Source organism: Streptomyces sp. NPDC001922 (genome assembly GCF_042891165.1).
In the GTDB taxonomy this organism is placed as follows: domain Bacteria; phylum Actinomycetota; class Actinomycetes; order Streptomycetales; family Streptomycetaceae; genus Streptomyces.
Map to the genome: position 1 here is coordinate 324,614 of NZ_JBIASV010000005.1, position 17,677 is coordinate 342,290.

Here is a 17,677-nt window from a genome sequence, read left to right on the forward strand (position 1 = left end):
ACGGAAGCCCCGGGTGATTTCTCGCCGCTCTGGCGCTTCCCGGTGCGCGCATGATCGAAATGGCGATTGAGCCGGACCCGGCTGCGAGAGGGTGCTATGGGCCCGGTTACGCTCCGCCGCATGGACATATTGATCAATGTCTTCGTCGGCCTGCACATCATCGGCATCGCCTCGCTGCTCGGCGGATTCCTCACCCAGATGAAGGTGATGGGCCAGGGCACGGCGCGGTTCGTCCCCGCGATGCTGCACGGCGCCCTGACCATGCTCGTCACCGGCGTCGCGCTGGCCGGCCTGAACCAGGCCGACGGCCAGACCCTGAACACCGTCAAGCTCGGCGTGAAGCTCGCCCTGCTGGTCGTCATCCTCGCCCTGGTCTACGTGAAGCGGGACGAGGAGAAGGTCGAGAAGGGCGCCTTCGCCGCGGTCGGCCTGCTGACGGTCGCCAATGTGTTCATCGCGGTGCTCTGGACCTGATTTCCGGAGTCCGGAACCGGTCCCCGGCCGGCCGGGGCGGGGCACGGCCCGAGGCGCCCCCGCAACGGCCACCCGCCCCCGAACGCAGTGCGCCCCACCGGCGTTCCGGTGGGGCGCACTCCGCGTCGTCGGCCGGTTACGAAGGGCGGACGCTGCCGTAGATCGGCATGTAGGTGATCGCCTCGGTGCGGACGTTGGCGCCCGGCTTCGGGGCGTGCACCATCTGGCCGTTGCCCGCGTAGATCCCGACGTGGCTGATGTCGTCGTAGAAGAACACCAGGTCACCCGGCTTGAGGTCCTCGGTCGCGACCCGGGTGCCGACCTTCACCTGGTCCCACGTGGTGCGCGGCAGGGAGACCCCGGCGCTCTTCCACGCGGCCTGGGTGAGCCCCGAGCAGTCGAAGGAGTTCGGGCCGCTGGCGCCCCAGACGTACGGCTTGCCTATCTGCGCCTTCGCGAAGGCCAGCGCCTGGGCGGCCTTGGCCGAGGCGGTGCCGGAGTCCGAGTCCTGGCCGGTGCCGGTGGAACCGCTCGCGCTGTCGCCCTGCGCGGCCTCCTCCCGGCGCTGCTTCTCGGCCTGCTCCCGGGCCAGCTCCTCCGCCTTGCGCTGGGCCTCCTCCTGCTTCCGGCGCTCGATCGCCGCCAGTCGGGCCTTCTCCTCGGCGGTCAGGTCCGACAGCAGTTCGCGGGCCTCGGCGAGCTTGCGCTGCACGGTCCGCTTGCTGGCCCGCAGCCGGTCCTGCGATTCGGTGAGCGACTCCAGGCTCCGGGTGGCCCTGCCCCGCTGCTCGGACGCCTTCTCCTGCTCCTCCTGGAAGTCCGAGACGGCCCGCTGCTGCCGCTGGGTCATCCGGTCCATCAGGTGGTTCTGGTCGAAGTAGTCCTGCGGCTGCTCCGAGAGCATCAGGGTGGCGGTCGGCGCCATCCCGCCCTCGCGGTACTGGGCCGCGGCGAGGCCGCCGAGCTTGCGGCGGGCCTCGTTCAGCCGCTCCGTCCGCTTCGCGACGTCGTCGATCATCCGGTCGGTGCGGGAACGCTGGGTGTCGGTGCGTTCCTTGGCCTCGTTGTACTCCTGGGTGGACGACTCGGCCTGGCGGTACAGGTCGTCGACCTTCTTCTGGACCTCTTCGATGCTCTGCTGCGGCTCGTCCGGCGCGGCCTGCGCGCTCTGCGACAGCAGCGTCGCGGACGCCACGGCCGCGGTGGTGAGGCCGACGGCCGCGCGGCTGGAGCCGGTGGAGGCGAGAATGCTGGTCCGCGGTTTGCGGTGCGACGCCAAGGCGCGCGTCTCCTTCCGTGGACCGCCTACCGGGTTAGCTGTCGGGTTCGGGCGGATCGGAAGGCTGCCCTACGGCCCGTGCACGGTGCGTTCGAACTGCGTGCGGAGGGCCGATTCACCCCATTGTTGCTCTGTGGGTCCCCGGCTCCGGGTGCCTGAGGCAGGGCCGGACTCGGCGGAGGCCGCCCGTGCCGACGCGGTCGTCGGCGGGTGGTGCGAGCCGCCTGAGCGAGCACGGTAGCCAATGTGTGGGAGTGCTGTGAAGGCTGGTGTTCGATATGCCCGAAACCTTTTCGTGACCTGAGGTGTGAGCTCGATCATGCCGTCCCCGGTCTCCTGCCGGCCGGGCCCCACGGCCTGTACCTTGCCCGCCGGCGGACCGGCGGCGGCCGGAACGGGGCGGTCGCCGCCGCCGGGACGCGGGAACCGGTGTGGGCTGTCGGTCCGGCGGCCCAGGGTCTGTCTGACAAATAGCGCCGTCGCCCGTAGGGCCGCGGGGCAGGCGGGATTTGTCAGACAGGCCCTAGACTCGGTGGGCGATGAGCAGCCTCTTTGACGACAGCTTCCTGGCGGACCTCGAGCACTCGGGCGAGGAGCCCCCGCCGCCGCCCGAGGAGTCCGCGCACCCGCGGGAAGAGGTCCCCCACGACCTCTTCGAGGGGCGCTTCGACCACCCCGTCGAGCGGGACGCGTACTACCGCGACGGCGCGCCGAGGCCTGCCATCGACCCGGCCGCGCTGCTCGAGGGGCTGAACGAGCAGCAGCGCGCCGCCGTCGTCCACACCGGATCGCCGCTGCTCATCGTCGCCGGCGCCGGCTCGGGCAAGACCCGGGTGCTCACCCACCGCATCGCCCACCTCCTGGGCGCGCGCCACGTCCACCCCGGCCAGATCCTCGCGATCACCTTCACCAACAAGGCCGCCGGGGAGATGAAGGAGCGCGTCGAGGAGCTCGTCGGCCCCCGGGCGAACGCCATGTGGGTGTCCACCTTCCACAGCGCCTGCGTCCGCATCCTGCGCCGGGAGAGCAAGAAGCTCGGCTTCACCTCCAGCTTCTCGATCTACGACGCCGCGGACTCCAAGCGCCTGATGTCGCTGGTCTGCCGGGATCTGGACCTGGACCCGAAGCGGTATCCGCCCAAGTCGTTCAGCGCGAAGATCTCCAACCTCAAGAACGAGCTCATCGACGAGGAGACCTTCGCCGGGCAGGCCTCGGACCCCTTCGAGAAGACCCTCGCCGAGGCCTACGCGATGTACCAGTCGAGGCTGCGCGAGGCCAACGCCCTCGACTTCGACGACATCATCATGACCACGGTCCACCTGCTCCAGGCCTTCCCGGACGTCGCCGAGCACTACCGGCGGCGCTTCCGGCACGTCCTCGTCGACGAGTACCAGGACACCAACCACGCCCAGTACACGCTGGTGCGCGAGCTGGTCGGCACCGGGGAGACCGTGCCGGGCCAGGACGTGGCCGAGCTGTGCGTGGTGGGCGACGCCGACCAGTCGATCTACGCCTTCCGCGGCGCCACCATCCGCAACATCCTCCAGTTCGAGGAGGACTACCCGGACGCCACCACGATCCTGCTGGAGCAGAACTACCGCTCCTCGCAGACCATCCTCAGCGCCGCCAACGCCGTCATCGAGCGGAACGAGAACCGCCGCCCCAAGAACCTCTGGACCGAGGCCGGCGCCGGCGCGACGATCACCGGCTACGTCGCCGACACCGAACACGACGAGGCGCAGTTCGTCGCCGACGAGATCGACCGGCTGACCGACGCGGGCGACGCCCGCGCCGGCGACGTCGCGGTGTTCTACCGGACCAACGCCCAGTCCCGTGTCTTCGAAGAGATCTTCATCCGGGTCGGGCTGCCCTACAAGGTCGTCGGCGGCGTCCGCTTCTACGAGCGCAAGGAGGTCCGCGACGTCCTCGCGTACCTGCGGGTGCTCGCCAACCCCGAGGACACCGTGCCGCTGCGCCGGATCCTCAACGTGCCCAAGCGCGGCATCGGCGACCGCGCCGAGGCGATGATCGAGGCGCTGGCCGCCCGGGAGAAGGTCTCCTTCGCCCAGGCGCTGCGCCGGGTCGACGAGGCGTACGGCATGGCGGCCCGCTCCACGAACGCGGTGAAGCGGTTCAACACCCTGCTGGAGGAGCTGCGCACCATCGCCGAGTCGGGCGCCGGTCCGGCCACCGTGCTCGAAGCGGTGCTGGAGCGCACCGGCTACCTGGCGGAGCTCCAGGCGTCGACCGACCCGCAGGACGAGACCCGGATCGAGAACCTCCAGGAACTCGCCGCCGTGGCGCTGGAGTTCGAGCAGGAGCGGACCGAGGAGGACCCGGGCACCCTGGCCGAGTTCCTGGAGCGGGTCGCGCTGGTGGCGGACTCCGACCAGATCCCCGACGAGGACGAGGAGGGGGCCGGCGTCGTCACGCTGATGACCCTGCACACCGCCAAGGGCCTGGAGTTCCCGGTCGTCTTCCTGACCGGCCTGGAGGACGGCGTCTTCCCGCACATGCGCTCGCTCGGCCAGACCAAGGAGCTGGAGGAGGAGCGGCGGCTCGCGTACGTGGGCATCACCCGCGCCCGGGAGCGGCTCTTCCTGACCCGTTCCACCATGCGCAGCGCCTGGGGCCAGCCCTCCTACAACCCGCCGTCGCGGTTCCTGGAGGAGATCCCGGCCCAGTACCTGGAGTGGCGGCGCACCGGCCCCGCGATGCCGTCGGCGTCGGCGGGTGCCATGGCCGGGGGCTCCTCGCTCTCGTCCTCGCGGACCAAGGCGGGCCCGAGCGGCTTCGCCACACGCCGCACCACCGACCGGCCGGTGATCGCCCTCGCCGTCGGCGACCGGGTCACGCACGACCAGTTCGGGCTGGGCACCGTCATGTCGGTCGCGGGCAGCGGGCACGACGCCAAGGCGACGATCGACTTCGGCGACGAGAAGCCGAAGGTCCTGCTGCTGCGGTACGCCCCGGTGCAGAAGCTCTGACGGGAGCGGGAGCGGGAGCGGCAGCTGCGGGAGCCGGGGCCGGGGGCCCGACCCGGGCGGGGTGAGGCTGGGACCCGGCCTCCCGGGGTTGGGAGAGCCGGGGGCGGGCGGCCTCGCCTCCCGACGGATCAGGGGGCCGGCCGTCGGTCGACGATCGCTCGGTTCGTGACCGACAGCTGCTCCAGTGCCTGGCGCGGCCCTAGTTCGGGTCGAGGCCCTTGCTGCGCAGCCAGGGCAGCGGGTCGACGGCGTCGTCGCCGCCGGGATGCACCTCGAAGTGCAGGTGCGGACCGGTGGAGTTGCCGGAGTTGCCGGAGAAGGCGATGACGTCCCCCGCCTTGACCGAGCCGGAACGGATCTTGGTGCTGCTCAGGTGGCAGTACCAGGTCTCCGTGCCGTCGGGGGCGGTGACTATGGCCATGTTGCCGTAGGCGAGGTTGTACTGCGTGCGGACGGTGCCGTCGGTCGCCGCCATCACGGGCGTGCCGTAGCTGACCGGGAAGTCGATGCCGGAGTGCAGCGACATCCAGTTGACGCCCGCCTGCCCGAACGTCGCGCTGAGCCCGTGCTGTTCGACCGGGATCGCGAACTTCGGACGCAGCGCCTCCCGGCGCGCGGCCTCCGCCTCCTTGCGCTTCTTCTCCTCGAGCTGGCGCTGCTTGAGGTCGATGCGCTCCTGGGTGCGGCTGGCGCGGTCGGCGAAGTCGTCGGCGTCGGCGGAGAGCGTCGCCAGCTGGGTGTCCATCTTGTTGTTGGCCGCGGACGGTTTGACGGCCGCCGGATCGGGCGCGGCCTGGGTGGTCCTGGACTCGTCCGGGGTGCTGTTGCTGACGGACGCCGCCGCGATCCCGGCCACGCCCATCACGGCGACGGACGGAACGGCGACGGTGAGCAGGGCGGACCGGCGGGCGGGCATCCGGCGGCGGGCGCGCGCGGAACCGCCGCCGCCCCGGCGCGGGCCGGGCAGGAGGGCCACCGCGGGCTCGTCCTCGTCTCCCGCCCGGCCGTCGGCCGCGGTGCCTGCCGTCATGCCGTGGACGGCGGTCGCGTCGTGACCCGGGGCGGGCTCCGCGCCGTGCGGTTCCTCCACGGCCTCGAAGACCGCGGTCTCCATGGCGGCGAACTCCGCGGCGTCCACCGCCTCGAACGCGGCGGGATCCACGGCTTCGAACGCCGCCGTGGCGTCGAACGCCGTGCTGTGCTCGGTGTCCGTCCCGGCGGGCCGGCCGTAGGCGTCGTACGCCTCCGCGCCCGCGGGGGTCCCGTCGGCCGTCGGCCCCGTCGCGTCCCACGGCTGGGGCTGACCGCTCTCCCACGCCTGTGCGGCGTCGGCGGCGTTCCAGGCCTGGGTCTGCTCGGCGTCCCACAGCTGTGTCGCGTCGGCGCCGTCCCAGCTCTCCGGCCCGGCGGCCTCGGCCCACTGACCGGTGTTCCACTGGCCGGAGTTGTGCTGGTCCACGGGGGTGTGCTGGTCCATGGGGTTGTGCTGGTCCATGGTGTACGAACCGGTCGGGTGCTGACCGGTGTCGTACAGGCCGGCGTCGTACGGGCCGCTGCCGGCCGGGTCGGTCCACCCGGCGGGGCTCCAGTCCCCGGTCCCGTAGGTCGTCTCCAGCGGATGGGGTGCCGACGGGGCGGGGATGCCCTGCGCCAGGCCGTGATCCGCACCGGCCCACTGCGAGGCGTCGTACTGGCCGCTGTCGTACATCCCGGTGTCGTAGGTCGTCGGCTGCGCGGAGTACGCGATGCCGTAACCGTCGGTGCCCTGGGCGCCGTTGTGCCACTGCCCGGCGTCCGGTACCTGGTCTGCGGGGTAGGCGAACGCACCGGTGCCGTAGCTGCCGGGCATCTCCCCGAAGAGCGGGTCGCCGTGCCCGTAGGCCGCGCCGAGGTTGTCGAAGGTTCCCGTGGCGTAGCCGTCGTACGCGGCGTGAGCACTCGGAATTCCCTGCTGCTCGTACGGCGCGTGGAGTCCGTACGAGGCGTCGGGGACGTGACCGGTCAGGGACGAGTCCTCCGACGGGTGACGGTTGTTCACCACCAACTTCTCTTTCGCCTCGGCAGCAGGAGAATTAGCGGCGACTGTACCCGGCGGTATGCGGCGGCGACAATCTTCAACAGGTTTCCGGTGGCCCGGGAACGGGCATTTGGCCGCCTTTCGGCGAACTGCGGACCATGGCTTGGCTCGGCGTTCGAATACATTTCGACCCGGGTTCGTGTTGGGGCGATGGAATCAAGCCATGCGCCCGCCGTGCATCACGCCACGGAGGCCGCGTCGGACGAACCGCTGGCCGACGCCTCGTCGTCCAGCGCCTGGCGGATGCCCGCCGCGACGGCCGCGTGGACCGGAAGCGCCAGATGTCCGATACCGCTCACCTGCACGTTATGAGTGACCAGATCCGGATGTTCGAGGCGGGCCGTCTCCAGCGGGACCATCACCTGGTCCAGGTCGCTCCAGAAGCTGACGAAATGCGTGGCGCAATCGGGGGCGGGGCTCGCCAATTCCTCGATCACATCGGAATCCGGACGCATCTGCCGGACGATGGGATGCGCGGAAAGCAGCGGGATGGCGCGGGTGCCGGAGTGCGGCGTGCCCAGCGTGACCAGGGTGCGAATACGGGTGTCGCCGCCCAGCCGCTGCGCGTAGTAGCGGGCGATCAGGCCGCCCAGGCTGTGTCCCACCACGTCCACCCGGTCGTGGCCGGTGCGCGCGCAGACCTCCTCGATGTGCCGCCCCAGCAGGGTCGCGGCCTCACGGATGTCGCAGCACAGCGGCGAGTAGTTGAGCGCTTCGACCTGGGTCCAGCCGTGCTGGCGCAGTGAGCGGCGCAGCAGGACGAAGACCGAGCGGTTGTCGATGAAGCCGTGCAGCAGCAGCACCGGCGGGTGTCCGGCGCCGGGCTCCTCCGGGGTGGGCAGGAGGGTGGTCTCGGGGTCGTCCAGGGGCACCGCCGGTGGAGGGACCGCCTGCCGCTCGGGCGGCCGCTCGGCGATCACGCCGGTCGGGTACAGCACCGCGTGCCCGGCGAGGATCGCCAGGTCCAGGGCTGTGGCCTTGATCAGCGCGGCGGACGGGCGGAGAAGACTGGGAAGAAATGGCAGTGCCCCCATGGCCGACCTCCCGAATGGCACAGCAGGGACGCCTGCGTCCCCCGTGTGCCCTCACGGGTAGCCGCCACGATGCCCGGTGGTGCGGCTCGGGCCTCCCGTACCGTCCCGTCGCGCCGGCCTTCGGCGCCTGTGGGTACGGAAGCCCGCTGCGGCTCCCCTTCCATATGTCCCATCGTGTGATTTCCCCCTCGGTGGCCTCCGCGAAACAGCCCGGTGCGGGATGCTGGGGGATAACGTTCGTTCACTCCCCCTGGTCCTGAGGCTGTGGGGGACCCCAGCGGCCGGTGACAGCGACGTCCCGGCAGACGTGCATGGAGGCAGTGATGGGTGTGTCGGGTCCGATCCGCGTCGTGGTGGCGAAGCCGGGGCTCGACGGCCACGATCGCGGGGCCAAGGTCATCGCCCGGGCGCTGCGGGACGCCGGTATGGAGGTCATCTACACCGGTCTGCATCAGACGCCCGAACAGATTGTCGATACGGCGATCCAGGAGGACGCGGACGCCATCGGTCTGTCGATCCTCTCCGGTGCACACAACACGCTGTTCGCGAAGGTGATCGAGCTCCTGAAGGAGCGGGACGCCGAGGACATCAAGGTCTTCGGCGGCGGCATCATCCCCGAGGACGACATCGCGCCGCTCAAGGAGCTGGGCGTCGCCGCGATCTTCACTCCCGGCACGACGACGACCGAGGTCGTCGCCTGGGTGCGGGACCACGTCCGCGAGCTGGCTGCCTGAGGGGTTTCCCGGGGCTCGGGCCCCGGGGTGCCGGGGGCGGGCGCGCGCCCGCAGGAACCGGCCCGGTATGGCATATGCCCGGGTCACCTTTGCTCCGAGGCCGGGGCGGGCTTGTCCCTCTCCGAGGCCGGGACGGGCTTGCCCCGGGGCCCGGGCGGGCGCCTCACGCCGTGCGCGGTGTCGTGATCCCCTCTCCGCCGTCGCCCCCGTCCCCGGTCCCGTCCGGCTCGGGCCGTTCCCCTTGCAGCTCGGCCCGCATCGTGGCGCGGAGCCGCAGCGTGCCGACGAGGCGCTGGAACGCCTCGGACCAGTAGCTGCCCGCTCCGGGGGAGGAGCCCTCCGGTTCGTCCGGTATCGCGGTGAGCGCCTCCAGGCGCTCGGCGTGCGCCGGATCCAGGCAGCGCTCGGCCAGGCCCATCACCCCGCTGAAGCTCCACGGGTAGCTGCCGGCGTCGCGGGCGATGTCGAGGGCGTCCACCACGGCCCGGCCCAAGGTCTCGTCCCAGGGAACCGCGCACACCCCCAGCAGCTGGAAGGCCTCCGAGAGGCCGTGCGCCGCGATGAACTCCGCGACCCAGGCGGCGCGTTCGGCCGAGGGCAGGGTGGAGAGCAGCTTCGCCAGCTCGCCCAGCGAGGTGGTGCTCGCCGCCGCGGCGGCGGACGGCGCCGAGGGGGAGCCGAGCAGGGCCCGCGCCCATGCGCCGTTCCGCTGCCGCACCGCTGCCCGGCACCAGGCGGAGTGCAGCTCCGCCCGCCAGTCGTCGACGGCCGGCAGCGCCACGATCTCCTCCGGGGAACGGCCCCCGAACGGTCCCGTCCAGGAGGACAGCGGGGTCGCCTCGATCAGCTGGCTCAGCCACCAGGCGCGGGCGCCCCGTCCGGACGGCGGCTTCGGTACGACGCCGTCGTGCTCCATGGCGGCGTCGCACACCTGGGGCGGCTCGACCGTGATGACCGGCTCGCCGCCCCGGGTGGCCGGACCGACACAGCGGGACGCCCGCTCCGCCATCCGCAGCGCGAGCGCCGAGCCGGGGAGAGCCGACAGGAGTTCGGCGGCGGTCGCGCGGACGTTGCGGCTGCGGTCCGACAGCGCGGCCTCCAGGAACGGCTCGTCGGCGTCGGACAGTTCCCCGCGGAGCGAGTCGAGGAACATCAGCCGGTCCTCGGCCCGCTCGGTGGCCCAGGTCGAGCCCAGCAGCGCGAGCCCGTCGGACGGGGCGCGGCGGCGCACGGCGGTGAGGAGCGCGACCCGCTCGGCGAACAGGCCTTCCTCCCAGAGCTGTCGGACCGCATCGGGCCCGGCGGTGTCCGGCAGCGCTGAGCTGCCGGCGGCGCCGCGCAGCGCGAACTTCCAGTCCGGATTCAGCCGGGCCAGCCACAGGGCCCGCGGGCCCGCCAGGGCCAGCGCCTGGGGCCGCAGGTCGCTGCGGGCCCTGGCGGTGTCGAGCAGGGCGGGGAGCAGTTCGTCGGGTGCCCGGTAGCCGTGCCGGTGGGCAGCCGTCAGCCACTGGGGGAGCAACTCCGTGAGGTCGGGTGCCGTGCCGCGGCGGCCCCTGCCGGTGCCCGCACCGGCGGCGCGGTCCGCAAGCAGGGTCGCGAGCCGGTGCCGGGCCGCGGGAGGCAGCGGAGGCCGCTGGTCCTCCGGCGCGGGGCCGGGGCGCGGCAGGGCGGTGGCCGGGCGCAGCCCGGCCCGCCGGCGGACCGTGACGACGGCCGCCGCGTCCAGCAGGGTCACCGCCGGCTCCCGCCCGGGTGTCCGTACGGGCGGCGTGCGGCGCTCCGTGCCCAGGAGAGCGGCGGTGACCAGCTCTTCCCAGGCGGGAGCGTGGAGTTCGGCGACGGTGCTCATGAGTCCCTCCTGCGGTGGTGCCGCGGGCGTGCGGCGGCGTGTCGAGTGTGGGTGTGGGTGTGGGCGTGATCGTGGGAGTGGTGCCGCTCGGGCGTACGCGGACCTGCGCTGCGGCGCGTCACAGAGGGACCGCCTCGGCGCCGGCGGACCCGGACCAGGCGGTGAACGGAGTGAAGCCGCGGTGGCCGACTTCCCCGAAGACCGTCACCGGCCGTCCGCCGGATATCGACGCGAGCCGCCAGAGTCCCGTACGGCCGAGGCAGCGCGGGTCCACCGGGAGCGCGGCGTCACCGTCCGCGTCGGCCACCTGCCAGCCGTCCGGGCCCGGGACCGGCACCACGGCGGACAGCACCACCGGCCATGCCTCCAGCCAGGGGTCGTCGCGCAGGGCGTCCCCGTACTCCGCCAGCGCCGCACCGACCGCCCGGCCCGGCGGCACGGAACCCGGCCCCGGTGGGGTGAGTTGCTCGCCCAGCGCCGCCCGCAACGGCCGCGCGCCCGGGTAGTAGGCGAGCTCGGCGGTCAACGCGAGGCCGGTGGGCAGCGTGAGGTCCGGTGCCCGCCCGGCCGCACCGAACGCCAGCAGCAGCGCCGACCGCCCGGACTCCTCGCCGCGCAGCCATATCCGGCGGGTGGTGAGCCGGCTGTCCCCGCTGTCCTGGCGGCCGAGCACCAGCCAGCGGTCCCGGACCGCCGCACCCTTCGTGGCCAGCAGCTCCGCCGCTTCCGTGGTGAGGCCGACCCGGGCGCGGACCGTCGCGGCGAGCGGATCCGGCAGCCGGGCGATGCCCAGGTAACTGCGGTTCAGCAGGTGCAGCAGGCCGCACTCCTCCAGCAGCCGGGCCGGCCAGCCCGCTCCGGACGCCGCCGTCGCCCCCAACTCCCGTACCCGGGCTGCCAGCCCGGGGGCCTTGGCGTCCACCATGCGGGCCGCCGTCTCGTCCCAGGCGGCGTATCCCGCGCGGTCCGCCCCCGCCAGCCCGCTCCGCAGCAGATCGGTGAGCCGCTGCTCCAGCTCCGTGGCTCCGGCCGCCATCTGCTCCGCCCGTTGCCGGCCGCGCCGTTCGGCCGCGGCCGGATCCGCGCTCCGCGTGCGCTCCGGGGCACCGGCCTTCCGCTCGGCCCGCCGGCGGCGGCCCGCCAGCCACTCCTCGGCCCACTCCGGCGGCGCCTCGGTGTCCGGCACGGCCGCCGGGTCCCCGTCCGCGGAGGAGGACCACAGGAGCAGCAGCCCCAGCGCGTGCTTGCACGGGAACTTACGGCTCGGACAACTGCAGGAATATCCCGGTCCGGAACCCGCGTCGGCGCCGTGCAGCGCCACGACCGTCCGGTACGGCTTGCTGCCGCTGCCCTTGCACGCGCCCCATACCGCCCCCTCGTTCGCCCCGGTGGCGGACCACGGTCCGGCCACGCCCAGTCTGCTGCCCGCCTTCTGCGAGGCGGCGTCAGGAGCCAGTGCCAGCACCTGTTCCGCCGCCCAGCGCACCCCCTGCTGAGTCATGCCGACGACGCTACGGTCCGCCACTGACAATCCCGTCGGCCGCTGTCCCGCCGGCCCCGGTCGTGGGGGCGGCAGCGCGGTGACGACGGTGTGATCGTCCCTGGTCGGAGCCTCAGGAGAACGCGTTCCGGCGTTGTGCGGAGTGACATCGGCCGTCCGTGCGGCGCGGCACGATGTGACGGTGCGTGACGCGGGGCGGGGAGAGGCCGTGTCCGGCCGACTGTCAGTGGTGCCGTGCAGAGTTGGTGACGCAAGCGGCCCACGGCACATCGGGGGTGGGCCGTACGTGATGGCGCCTGCGTGCGCACATCCGTGAGGAGGGGGAGCCATGAGCACCGCGACAACCAGCCGGACCACCAGCGACGAGGTACTGCGGCCGCACGCGGAGGACGCCTTCGCCGACGAGCTGAAGGCGCTCGCGGCGGCGGACGACCGCCCGCGTCCCGCCCGTTGGCGGCTGTCGCCCTGGGCCGTAGCCACCTACCTGCTCGGCGGCACGCTGCCGGACGGCACGGTGATCACTCCCAAGTACGTGGGTCCGCGCCGCATCGTGGAGGTGGCCGTCACCACGCTCGCCACGGACCGAGCGCTGCTGCTGCTCGGCGTCCCCGGCACCGCGAAGACCTGGGTGTCGGAACATCTCGCGGCGGCCGTCAGCGGCGATTCGACGCTGCTGGTCCAGGGCACGGCGGGCACGCCGGAGGAGGCGATCCGCTACGGCTGGAACTACGCCCGGCTGCTCGCCCACGGCCCGAGCCGGGAGGCGCTGGTGCCCAGCCCGGTGATGCGCGCCATGGCGGACGGGATGACGGCCCGGGTCGAGGAGCTGACCAGGATCCCGGCGGACGTCCAGGACACGCTGATCACCGTGCTGTCGGAGAAGACCCTCCCCATCCCGGAGCTCGGCCAGGAGGTGCAGGCCGTCCGCGGCTTCAATCTGATCGCCACGGCCAACGACCGCGACCGCGGGGTCAACGAGCTGTCCAGCGCGCTGCGCCGCCGCTTCAACACGGTCGTGCTGCCGCTGCCCGCCACACCCGAGGCGGAGGTCGACATCGTGGCGCGCCGGGTCGACGGGATGGGCCGGTCCCTGGATCTGCCCCCGGCGCCGGAGGGCGTCGAGGAGATCCGCCGCGTCGTCACGGTCTTCCGCGAACTCCGGGACGGGGTCACGACGGACGGCCGGACGAAGCTCAAGTCCCCGTCCGGCACGCTGTCGACGGCGGAGGCCATCTCCGTGGTCACCAACGGCCTGGCCCTCGCCGCCCACTTCGGCGACGGGGTGCTGCGCCCGGACGACGTGGCCGCGGGCATCCTCGGCGCGGTGGTCCGGGATCCGGCCGCCGACCGGGTCGTCTGGCAGGAGTATCTGGAAGCGGTGGTGCGCGAGCGCGACGGCTGGAAGGACTTCTACCGCGCGTGCCGTGAGGTGACCGGATGAGCACCGGACCGCTGCTGCTCGGTGTCCGGCACCACGGGCCCGGATCGGCGCGGGCGGTGCGGGCCGCGCTCGACCGGCACCGGCCGCGTGCCGTGCTCATCGAGGGGCCGCCCGAGGCGGACGGTCTCGTCGCGCTCGCCGCCGATCCGGAGATGCGGCCGCCCGTCGCGCTGCTCGCCCATGTGGCCGACGACCCGGCGAGGGCGGCGTTCTGGCCGCTGGCCGAGTTCTCGCCGGAGTGGGTGGCGATCCGGTGGGCGCTGGCGCATGACGTGCCGGTCCGGTTCATCGACCTGCCGGCGTCCCACACCCTCGCGATGGGGGACGGCGACACCCGGCCGGACTCCGGGGACCGGACCGGGCCGGAGCCCGCGGCCGGCGGCTCCGGTCCCGGTGGGCTCCCCGTCGCCGACGGTGGCCCGGTCCATGACGGGGACGGGCACGGCGAGCCGGACGGTACCGGTGCGGACGACGGTTGCGGCGTGCCGGACGGTACCGGTGCGGAAGCCGGTCGCGGCGCGGAAGGCCGGTTGCGGGTCGATCCGCTCGCCGTCCTCGCCGAGGCGGCCGGGTACGACGACCCCGAGCGCTGGTGGGAGGACGTGGTCGAACACCGGACCGCCGCCGTCCGGCCGCCCGCCGGAGAAGGGGAGCCCGGGGACGGACCGGCCGTCGAAGGGGCCGCCGCCTGCGCCGCCTTCGAGGCGCTGGCCGAGGCCATGGGGGCGCTGCGGGAGACCTACGAGGACGGGGACCACGACCGGGACCTGGTGCGCGAGGCGCACATGCGGCTGCGGATGCGGGAGGCCGGGCGCGAGTTCGGCGACGCGTACGCCGTCGTCTGCGGTGCCTGGCACGTCCCCGCGCTGACCCGGCGGACCACGGCGACCGCGGACCGGAAGCTGCTCAAGGGACTGCCGAAGTCCAAGGTGGAGCTCAGCTGGGTGCCGTGGACCCACCGCCGGCTGTCCCGGGACAGCGGCTACGGCGCGGGGATCACCTCACCCGGCTGGTACGGGCACCTGTTCGATGCCCCGGACCGTCCGGTCGAGCGCTGGATGACCAAGGTCGCCGGGCTCCTCCGCGCCGAGGACCATCCGGTCTCCTCCGCCCATGTGATCGAGGCGGTCCGGCTCGCCGACACGCTCGCCGCCATGCGCGGCCGGCCGCTCGCCGGGCTCGTGGAGACCACGGACGCGATCAGGGCGGTGATGTGCGAGGGGTCGGACGTGCCGCTCGCGCTCGTCGAGGACCGGCTGATCGTGGGGGATGTGCTCGGCAGGGTTCCCGACTCGGCCCCGGCCGTGCCCCTGCAGCGGGATCTGACCCGAACCCAGCGCACGCTGCGGCTCAAGCCCGAAGCCCGGGACCGGGAGTGCGAGTTCGACCTGCGCAAGGACACCGACGCCCGGCGCAGCCGGCTCCTGCACCGGCTGCGGCTGCTCGGCATCGACTGGGGGGAGCCGGTGCGGTCGCGGAGCGGGCACGGGACGTTCCGGGAGACGTGGTGGCTCCGCTGGGAACCGGAGCTGTCGGTGCGCGTCGCCGAGGCCGGAGTGTGGGGCACCACGGTGCTCGCCGCCGCCACGGCCAAGGCCGGAGCCGACGCGGCTTCGGCCGGCTCGCTGGCCGGTGTCACCTCACTCGCCGAGCGCTGTCTGCTCGCCGGCCTCCCCGACGCGCTTCCGGTGGTGATGCGGGTGCTCGCCGACCGGGCCGCGCTCGACGCGGACGTGGGCCAGTTGGCAGAGGCGCTTCCCGCGCTCGTCCGTTCGGCGCGCTACGGGGATGTGCGCGGCACCGATGCCGCCGCGCTCGCCGAGGTGGCCGCCGGTCTGGCCGAGCGGGTCTTCGTCGGACTCCCGCCCGCGTGTGCGGGGCTCGACGCGGACGGCGCAGCGGAGATGCGGGGACATCTGGACTCCGTCCACACGGCCGTGGGCCTGCTGGCGGAGGCCGCGCCCGCGGAGACGGCGTCTGCCGAGATGGCGTCTGTGGAGCCGGCGCCCGCGGAGGCGGTGCCGGTGGAGATGGTGTCCGCGGAGACGGCCGCTGTCGGCGCCGGGACCGGCACCGGGGCCCTCGGCGGTGCCGGCGCAGTCGAGGCCGGGGACGGGCCGGTGGGTCGTTCGCCGGCCGTGTCGGCCGAACCCGCCGACCCGGCCGAACCCACCGAGCGGGCCGAACCCACCGAGCGGGCCGAACCCGCCGACCCGGCCGAACCCACCGAGCGGGCCGAACCCACCGAGCGGGCCGAACCCACCGAGCGGGCCGAACCCGCCGAGCCGGCCGAACCCGCCGAGCGGGCCAAGCCCGGTACCGGGCTGCGGGACCGCTGGGCCGCGGTGCTGCGGACGCTCGCCGGACGGGACACCGTGCCGGGGCTGATCCGCGGGCGGGCGGCACGCCTGCTGCTCGACGACGGACGGCTGGCGGAGGACGAGGCCGCCCGGCTGATGGGGCACGCCCTGTCGCCCGGCACCGCGCCCGTGCAGGCGGCGGCCTGGATCGAGGGGTTCGTCGGCGGCGGATCCGGGGGCGGACTGCTGCTGGTCCACGACGAGCGGCTGCTCGGGCTGGTGGACGCCTGGCTCACCGCTGTTCCGGTGGATGCCTTCACCGACGTACTGCCGCTGCTGCGACGGACCTTCGCGGCCTACGAGTCGGGTGTGCGGCGCACACTCGGGGAGCTCGTACGCCGGGGCCCGGCGGCACCCGGTGCGGCAGGCACGGAGCCGGACGACGGCAGCGGTGCCGGCTTCGGGGCTGGACTCGACCCCGGACGTTCGGCGGCCGTGCTGCCCACACTGGGTCTGCTCCTGGGGCTGGACGGCTGTTCCGGCGCGGACACCGGCGGTGCCGGACCGCACAACAGCGGTTCCGGGCCCCACGACAGCGGTTCGAGGCCGGATCACCACGGACACGGGCCGGAGCAGGACGGGCCGGACAGGGACGGGGTGGTGCGCGGCGGCAACGGTCCCGGGGCCGACCCGACAGGTCCCGTGCACGACCGCAACGGTCCCGGGACCGGCCACGCCGGCGCCGGGTTCGGCCACCACGACCGTGAACGCAACGACCGTGAACGCAACGACAACGAGCCTGCGGGGGTGGCGCGATGAGCAGCGCAACGGCACCGGGGCCGGGCAGCGAGCCGGCCGAGCGACTGCGGCGGTGGCGGATGGTCCTGGGCGGGGAGGCGGCGGACGGCACCGGCTACGTGCCGACGGGGCGGGACGCCGCCATGGACCGGACGCTCGCCGCGCTCTACGGCAGCGGCGACAAGGGGGAGGGCGGCGGCCGGTCGGCCGGGCTCGGCGGATCCGCGCCCCGGGTCGCCCGCTGGCTCGGCGACATCCGCACCTACTTCCCGTCGTCCGTCGTACAGGTGATGCAGCGGGACGCCATCGACCGGCTCGGGCTGTCCTCCCTGCTCCTCGAACCGGAGATGCTGGAGGCCGTCGAGGCCGACGTCCATCTCGTGGGCACGCTGCTGTCCCTGAACAAGGCGATGCCCGAGGCCACGAAGGAGACCGCGCGGGCCGTCGTGCGCAAGGTGGTCCAGGAGCTGGAGAAGCGGCTGGCGACCCGCACCCGGGCCACCCTCACGGGTGCGCTCGACCGGTCCGCGCGGATCAGCCGTCCCCGGCACCGGGACATCGACTGGGACCGCACCATACGGGCCAACCTCAAGAACTATCTGCCCGAGTACCGCACCGTCGTTCCGGAGCGGCTGATCGGGTACGGGCGGGCGGCCCAGGCCGTGAAGAAGGACGTCGTGCTGTGCATCGACCAGTCCGGGTCGATGGCCGCGTCGGTCGTCTACGCCTCGGTCTTCGGCGCGGTGCTCGCCTCGATGCGGTCCATCGCGACCCGGCTGGTCGTGTTCGACACCGCCGTCGTCGATCTCACCGACCAGCTCGACGACCCGGTGGACGTGCTCTTCGGAACCCAGCTCGGCGGCGGCACCGACATCAACCGGGCACTGGCGTACTGCCAGTCGCAGATCACCCGGCCCGCCGACACCGTCGTGGTGCTCATCAGCGACCTCTACGAGGGCGGCATACGGGACGAGATGCTGAAGCGGGTGGCGGCGATGAAGGCGTCCGGGGTCCAGTTCGTGACGCTGCTCGCGCTCTCCGACGAGGGCGCGCCGGCCTACGACCGGGAGCACGCGGCGGCGCTCGCGGCCCTCGGGGCGCCGGCGTTCGCGTGCACGCCGGACCTGTTCCCCGAGGTGATGGCGGCGGCGATCGAGAAGCGACCGCTGCCGGTACCGGACCCGGCGACACCGTGACGGCAGG

General features: G+C 73.5%; 11 protein-coding genes and 1 riboswitch. Of the genes, 6 read left to right on the plus strand and 5 right to left on the minus strand.

Annotated features, from left to right (window positions below):
- Positions 1-120 precede the first annotated feature (120 nt).
- Entirely contained in the window at positions 121-474 is a 354-nt protein-coding gene (locus tag ACFYYR_RS11395; protein ID WP_388850028.1) for a hypothetical protein, read from the plus strand.
- A 136-nt stretch (positions 475-610) separates the two neighbouring features.
- Here ACFYYR_RS11395 and ACFYYR_RS11400 read toward each other — a convergent pair whose 3' ends face one another.
- Positions 611-1,753 carry an NlpC/P60 family protein gene (locus ACFYYR_RS11400; RefSeq protein ID WP_388850031.1) on the minus strand — a complete coding sequence of 381 codons (1,143 nt, stop codon included), beginning with the start codon at positions 1,751-1,753 and terminating at the stop codon, positions 611-613.
- Positions 1,754-1,761: 8 nt separating this feature from the next.
- A riboswitch (cyclic di-AMP (ydaO/yuaA leader) is annotated at positions 1,762-1,941 on the minus strand.
- A 351-nt stretch (positions 1,942-2,292) separates the two neighbouring features.
- Here ACFYYR_RS11400 and pcrA point away from each other — a divergent pair.
- Positions 2,293-4,740 carry a DNA helicase PcrA gene (gene pcrA / locus ACFYYR_RS11405; RefSeq protein ID WP_388850034.1) on the plus strand — a complete coding sequence of 816 codons (2,448 nt, stop codon included), beginning with the start codon at positions 2,293-2,295 and terminating at the stop codon, positions 4,738-4,740.
- 199 nt (positions 4,741-4,939) lie between these two features.
- Here pcrA and ACFYYR_RS11410 read toward each other — a convergent pair whose 3' ends face one another.
- Both ACFYYR_RS11410 and ACFYYR_RS11415 read right to left on the minus strand, forming a co-directional pair.
- Entirely contained in the window at positions 4,940-6,778 is a 1,839-nt protein-coding gene (locus ACFYYR_RS11410; RefSeq protein WP_388850347.1) for a M23 family metallopeptidase, read from the minus strand.
- A gap of 218 nt (positions 6,779-6,996) precedes the next feature.
- A complete protein-coding gene (locus ACFYYR_RS11415) occupies positions 6,997-7,851 on the minus strand; it encodes an esterase/lipase family protein (protein WP_388850038.1) in 855 nt (284 codons plus the stop codon).
- 323 nt (positions 7,852-8,174) lie between these two features.
- Here ACFYYR_RS11415 and ACFYYR_RS11420 point away from each other — a divergent pair, with 323 nt between their 5' ends.
- Complete coding sequence (locus ACFYYR_RS11420) at positions 8,175-8,585, plus strand: cobalamin B12-binding domain-containing protein (protein ID WP_388850041.1); 411 nt, start codon at positions 8,175-8,177, stop codon at positions 8,583-8,585.
- Positions 8,586-8,748: 163 nt separating this feature from the next.
- Here ACFYYR_RS11420 and ACFYYR_RS11425 read toward each other — a convergent pair whose 3' ends face one another.
- Both ACFYYR_RS11425 and ACFYYR_RS11430 read right to left on the minus strand, forming a co-directional pair.
- A complete protein-coding gene (locus tag ACFYYR_RS11425; RefSeq protein ID WP_388850044.1) occupies positions 8,749-10,434 on the minus strand; it encodes a DUF5691 domain-containing protein in 1,686 nt (561 codons plus the stop codon).
- A gap of 118 nt (positions 10,435-10,552) precedes the next feature.
- Positions 10,553-11,935, minus strand: a complete 1,383-nt coding sequence (locus tag ACFYYR_RS11430; protein ID WP_388850047.1) for an SWIM zinc finger family protein — start codon at positions 11,933-11,935, stop codon at positions 10,553-10,555.
- 328 nt (positions 11,936-12,263) lie between these two features.
- Here ACFYYR_RS11430 and ACFYYR_RS11435 point away from each other — a divergent pair, with 328 nt between their 5' ends.
- The 3 genes from ACFYYR_RS11435 to ACFYYR_RS11445 are packed head-to-tail and all read left to right on the plus strand — an operon-like array spanning position 12,264 to position 17,670.
- Positions 12,264-13,376, plus strand: a complete 1,113-nt coding sequence (locus tag ACFYYR_RS11435) for an AAA family ATPase (RefSeq protein ID WP_388850050.1) — start codon at positions 12,264-12,266, stop codon at positions 13,374-13,376.
- Positions 13,373-16,495, plus strand: a complete 3,123-nt coding sequence (locus ACFYYR_RS11440; protein WP_388850052.1) for a DUF5682 family protein — start codon at positions 13,373-13,375, stop codon at positions 16,493-16,495. Before ACFYYR_RS11435 ends, ACFYYR_RS11440 begins: the two co-directional genes overlap by 4 nt.
- Entirely contained in the window at positions 16,492-17,670 is a 1,179-nt protein-coding gene (locus ACFYYR_RS11445) for a VWA domain-containing protein (RefSeq protein WP_388850055.1), read from the plus strand. Before ACFYYR_RS11440 ends, ACFYYR_RS11445 begins: the two co-directional genes overlap by 4 nt.
- The last annotated feature ends 7 nt before the right edge of the window (positions 17,671-17,677 follow it).

Excerpts from the sequence above, each read along its gene's own strand:
- ACFYYR_RS11395 (WP_388850028.1), top strand. The coding sequence starts at position 121 with ATGGACATATTGATCAATGTCTTCGTCGGCCTGCACATCATCGGCATC.
- ACFYYR_RS11440 (WP_388850052.1), top strand. The coding sequence starts at position 13,373 with ATGAGCACCGGACCGCTGCTGCTCGGTGTCCGGCACCACGGGCCCGGA.
- ACFYYR_RS11435 (WP_388850050.1), top strand. The coding sequence starts at position 12,264 with ATGAGCACCGCGACAACCAGCCGGACCACCAGCGACGAGGTACTGCGG.
- ACFYYR_RS11425 (WP_388850044.1), bottom strand. The coding sequence starts at position 10,434 with ATGAGCACCGTCGCCGAACTCCACGCTCCCGCCTGGGAAGAGCTGGTC.
- ACFYYR_RS11430 (WP_388850047.1), bottom strand. The coding sequence starts at position 11,935 with ATGACTCAGCAGGGGGTGCGCTGGGCGGCGGAACAGGTGCTGGCACTG.
- ACFYYR_RS11415 (WP_388850038.1), bottom strand. The coding sequence starts at position 7,851 with ATGGGGGCACTGCCATTTCTTCCCAGTCTTCTCCGCCCGTCCGCCGCG.
- ACFYYR_RS11445 (WP_388850055.1), top strand. The coding sequence starts at position 16,492 with ATGAGCAGCGCAACGGCACCGGGGCCGGGCAGCGAGCCGGCCGAGCGA.
- ACFYYR_RS11420 (WP_388850041.1), top strand. The coding sequence starts at position 8,175 with ATGGGTGTGTCGGGTCCGATCCGCGTCGTGGTGGCGAAGCCGGGGCTC.
- pcrA (WP_388850034.1), top strand. The coding sequence starts at position 2,293 with ATGAGCAGCCTCTTTGACGACAGCTTCCTGGCGGACCTCGAGCACTCG.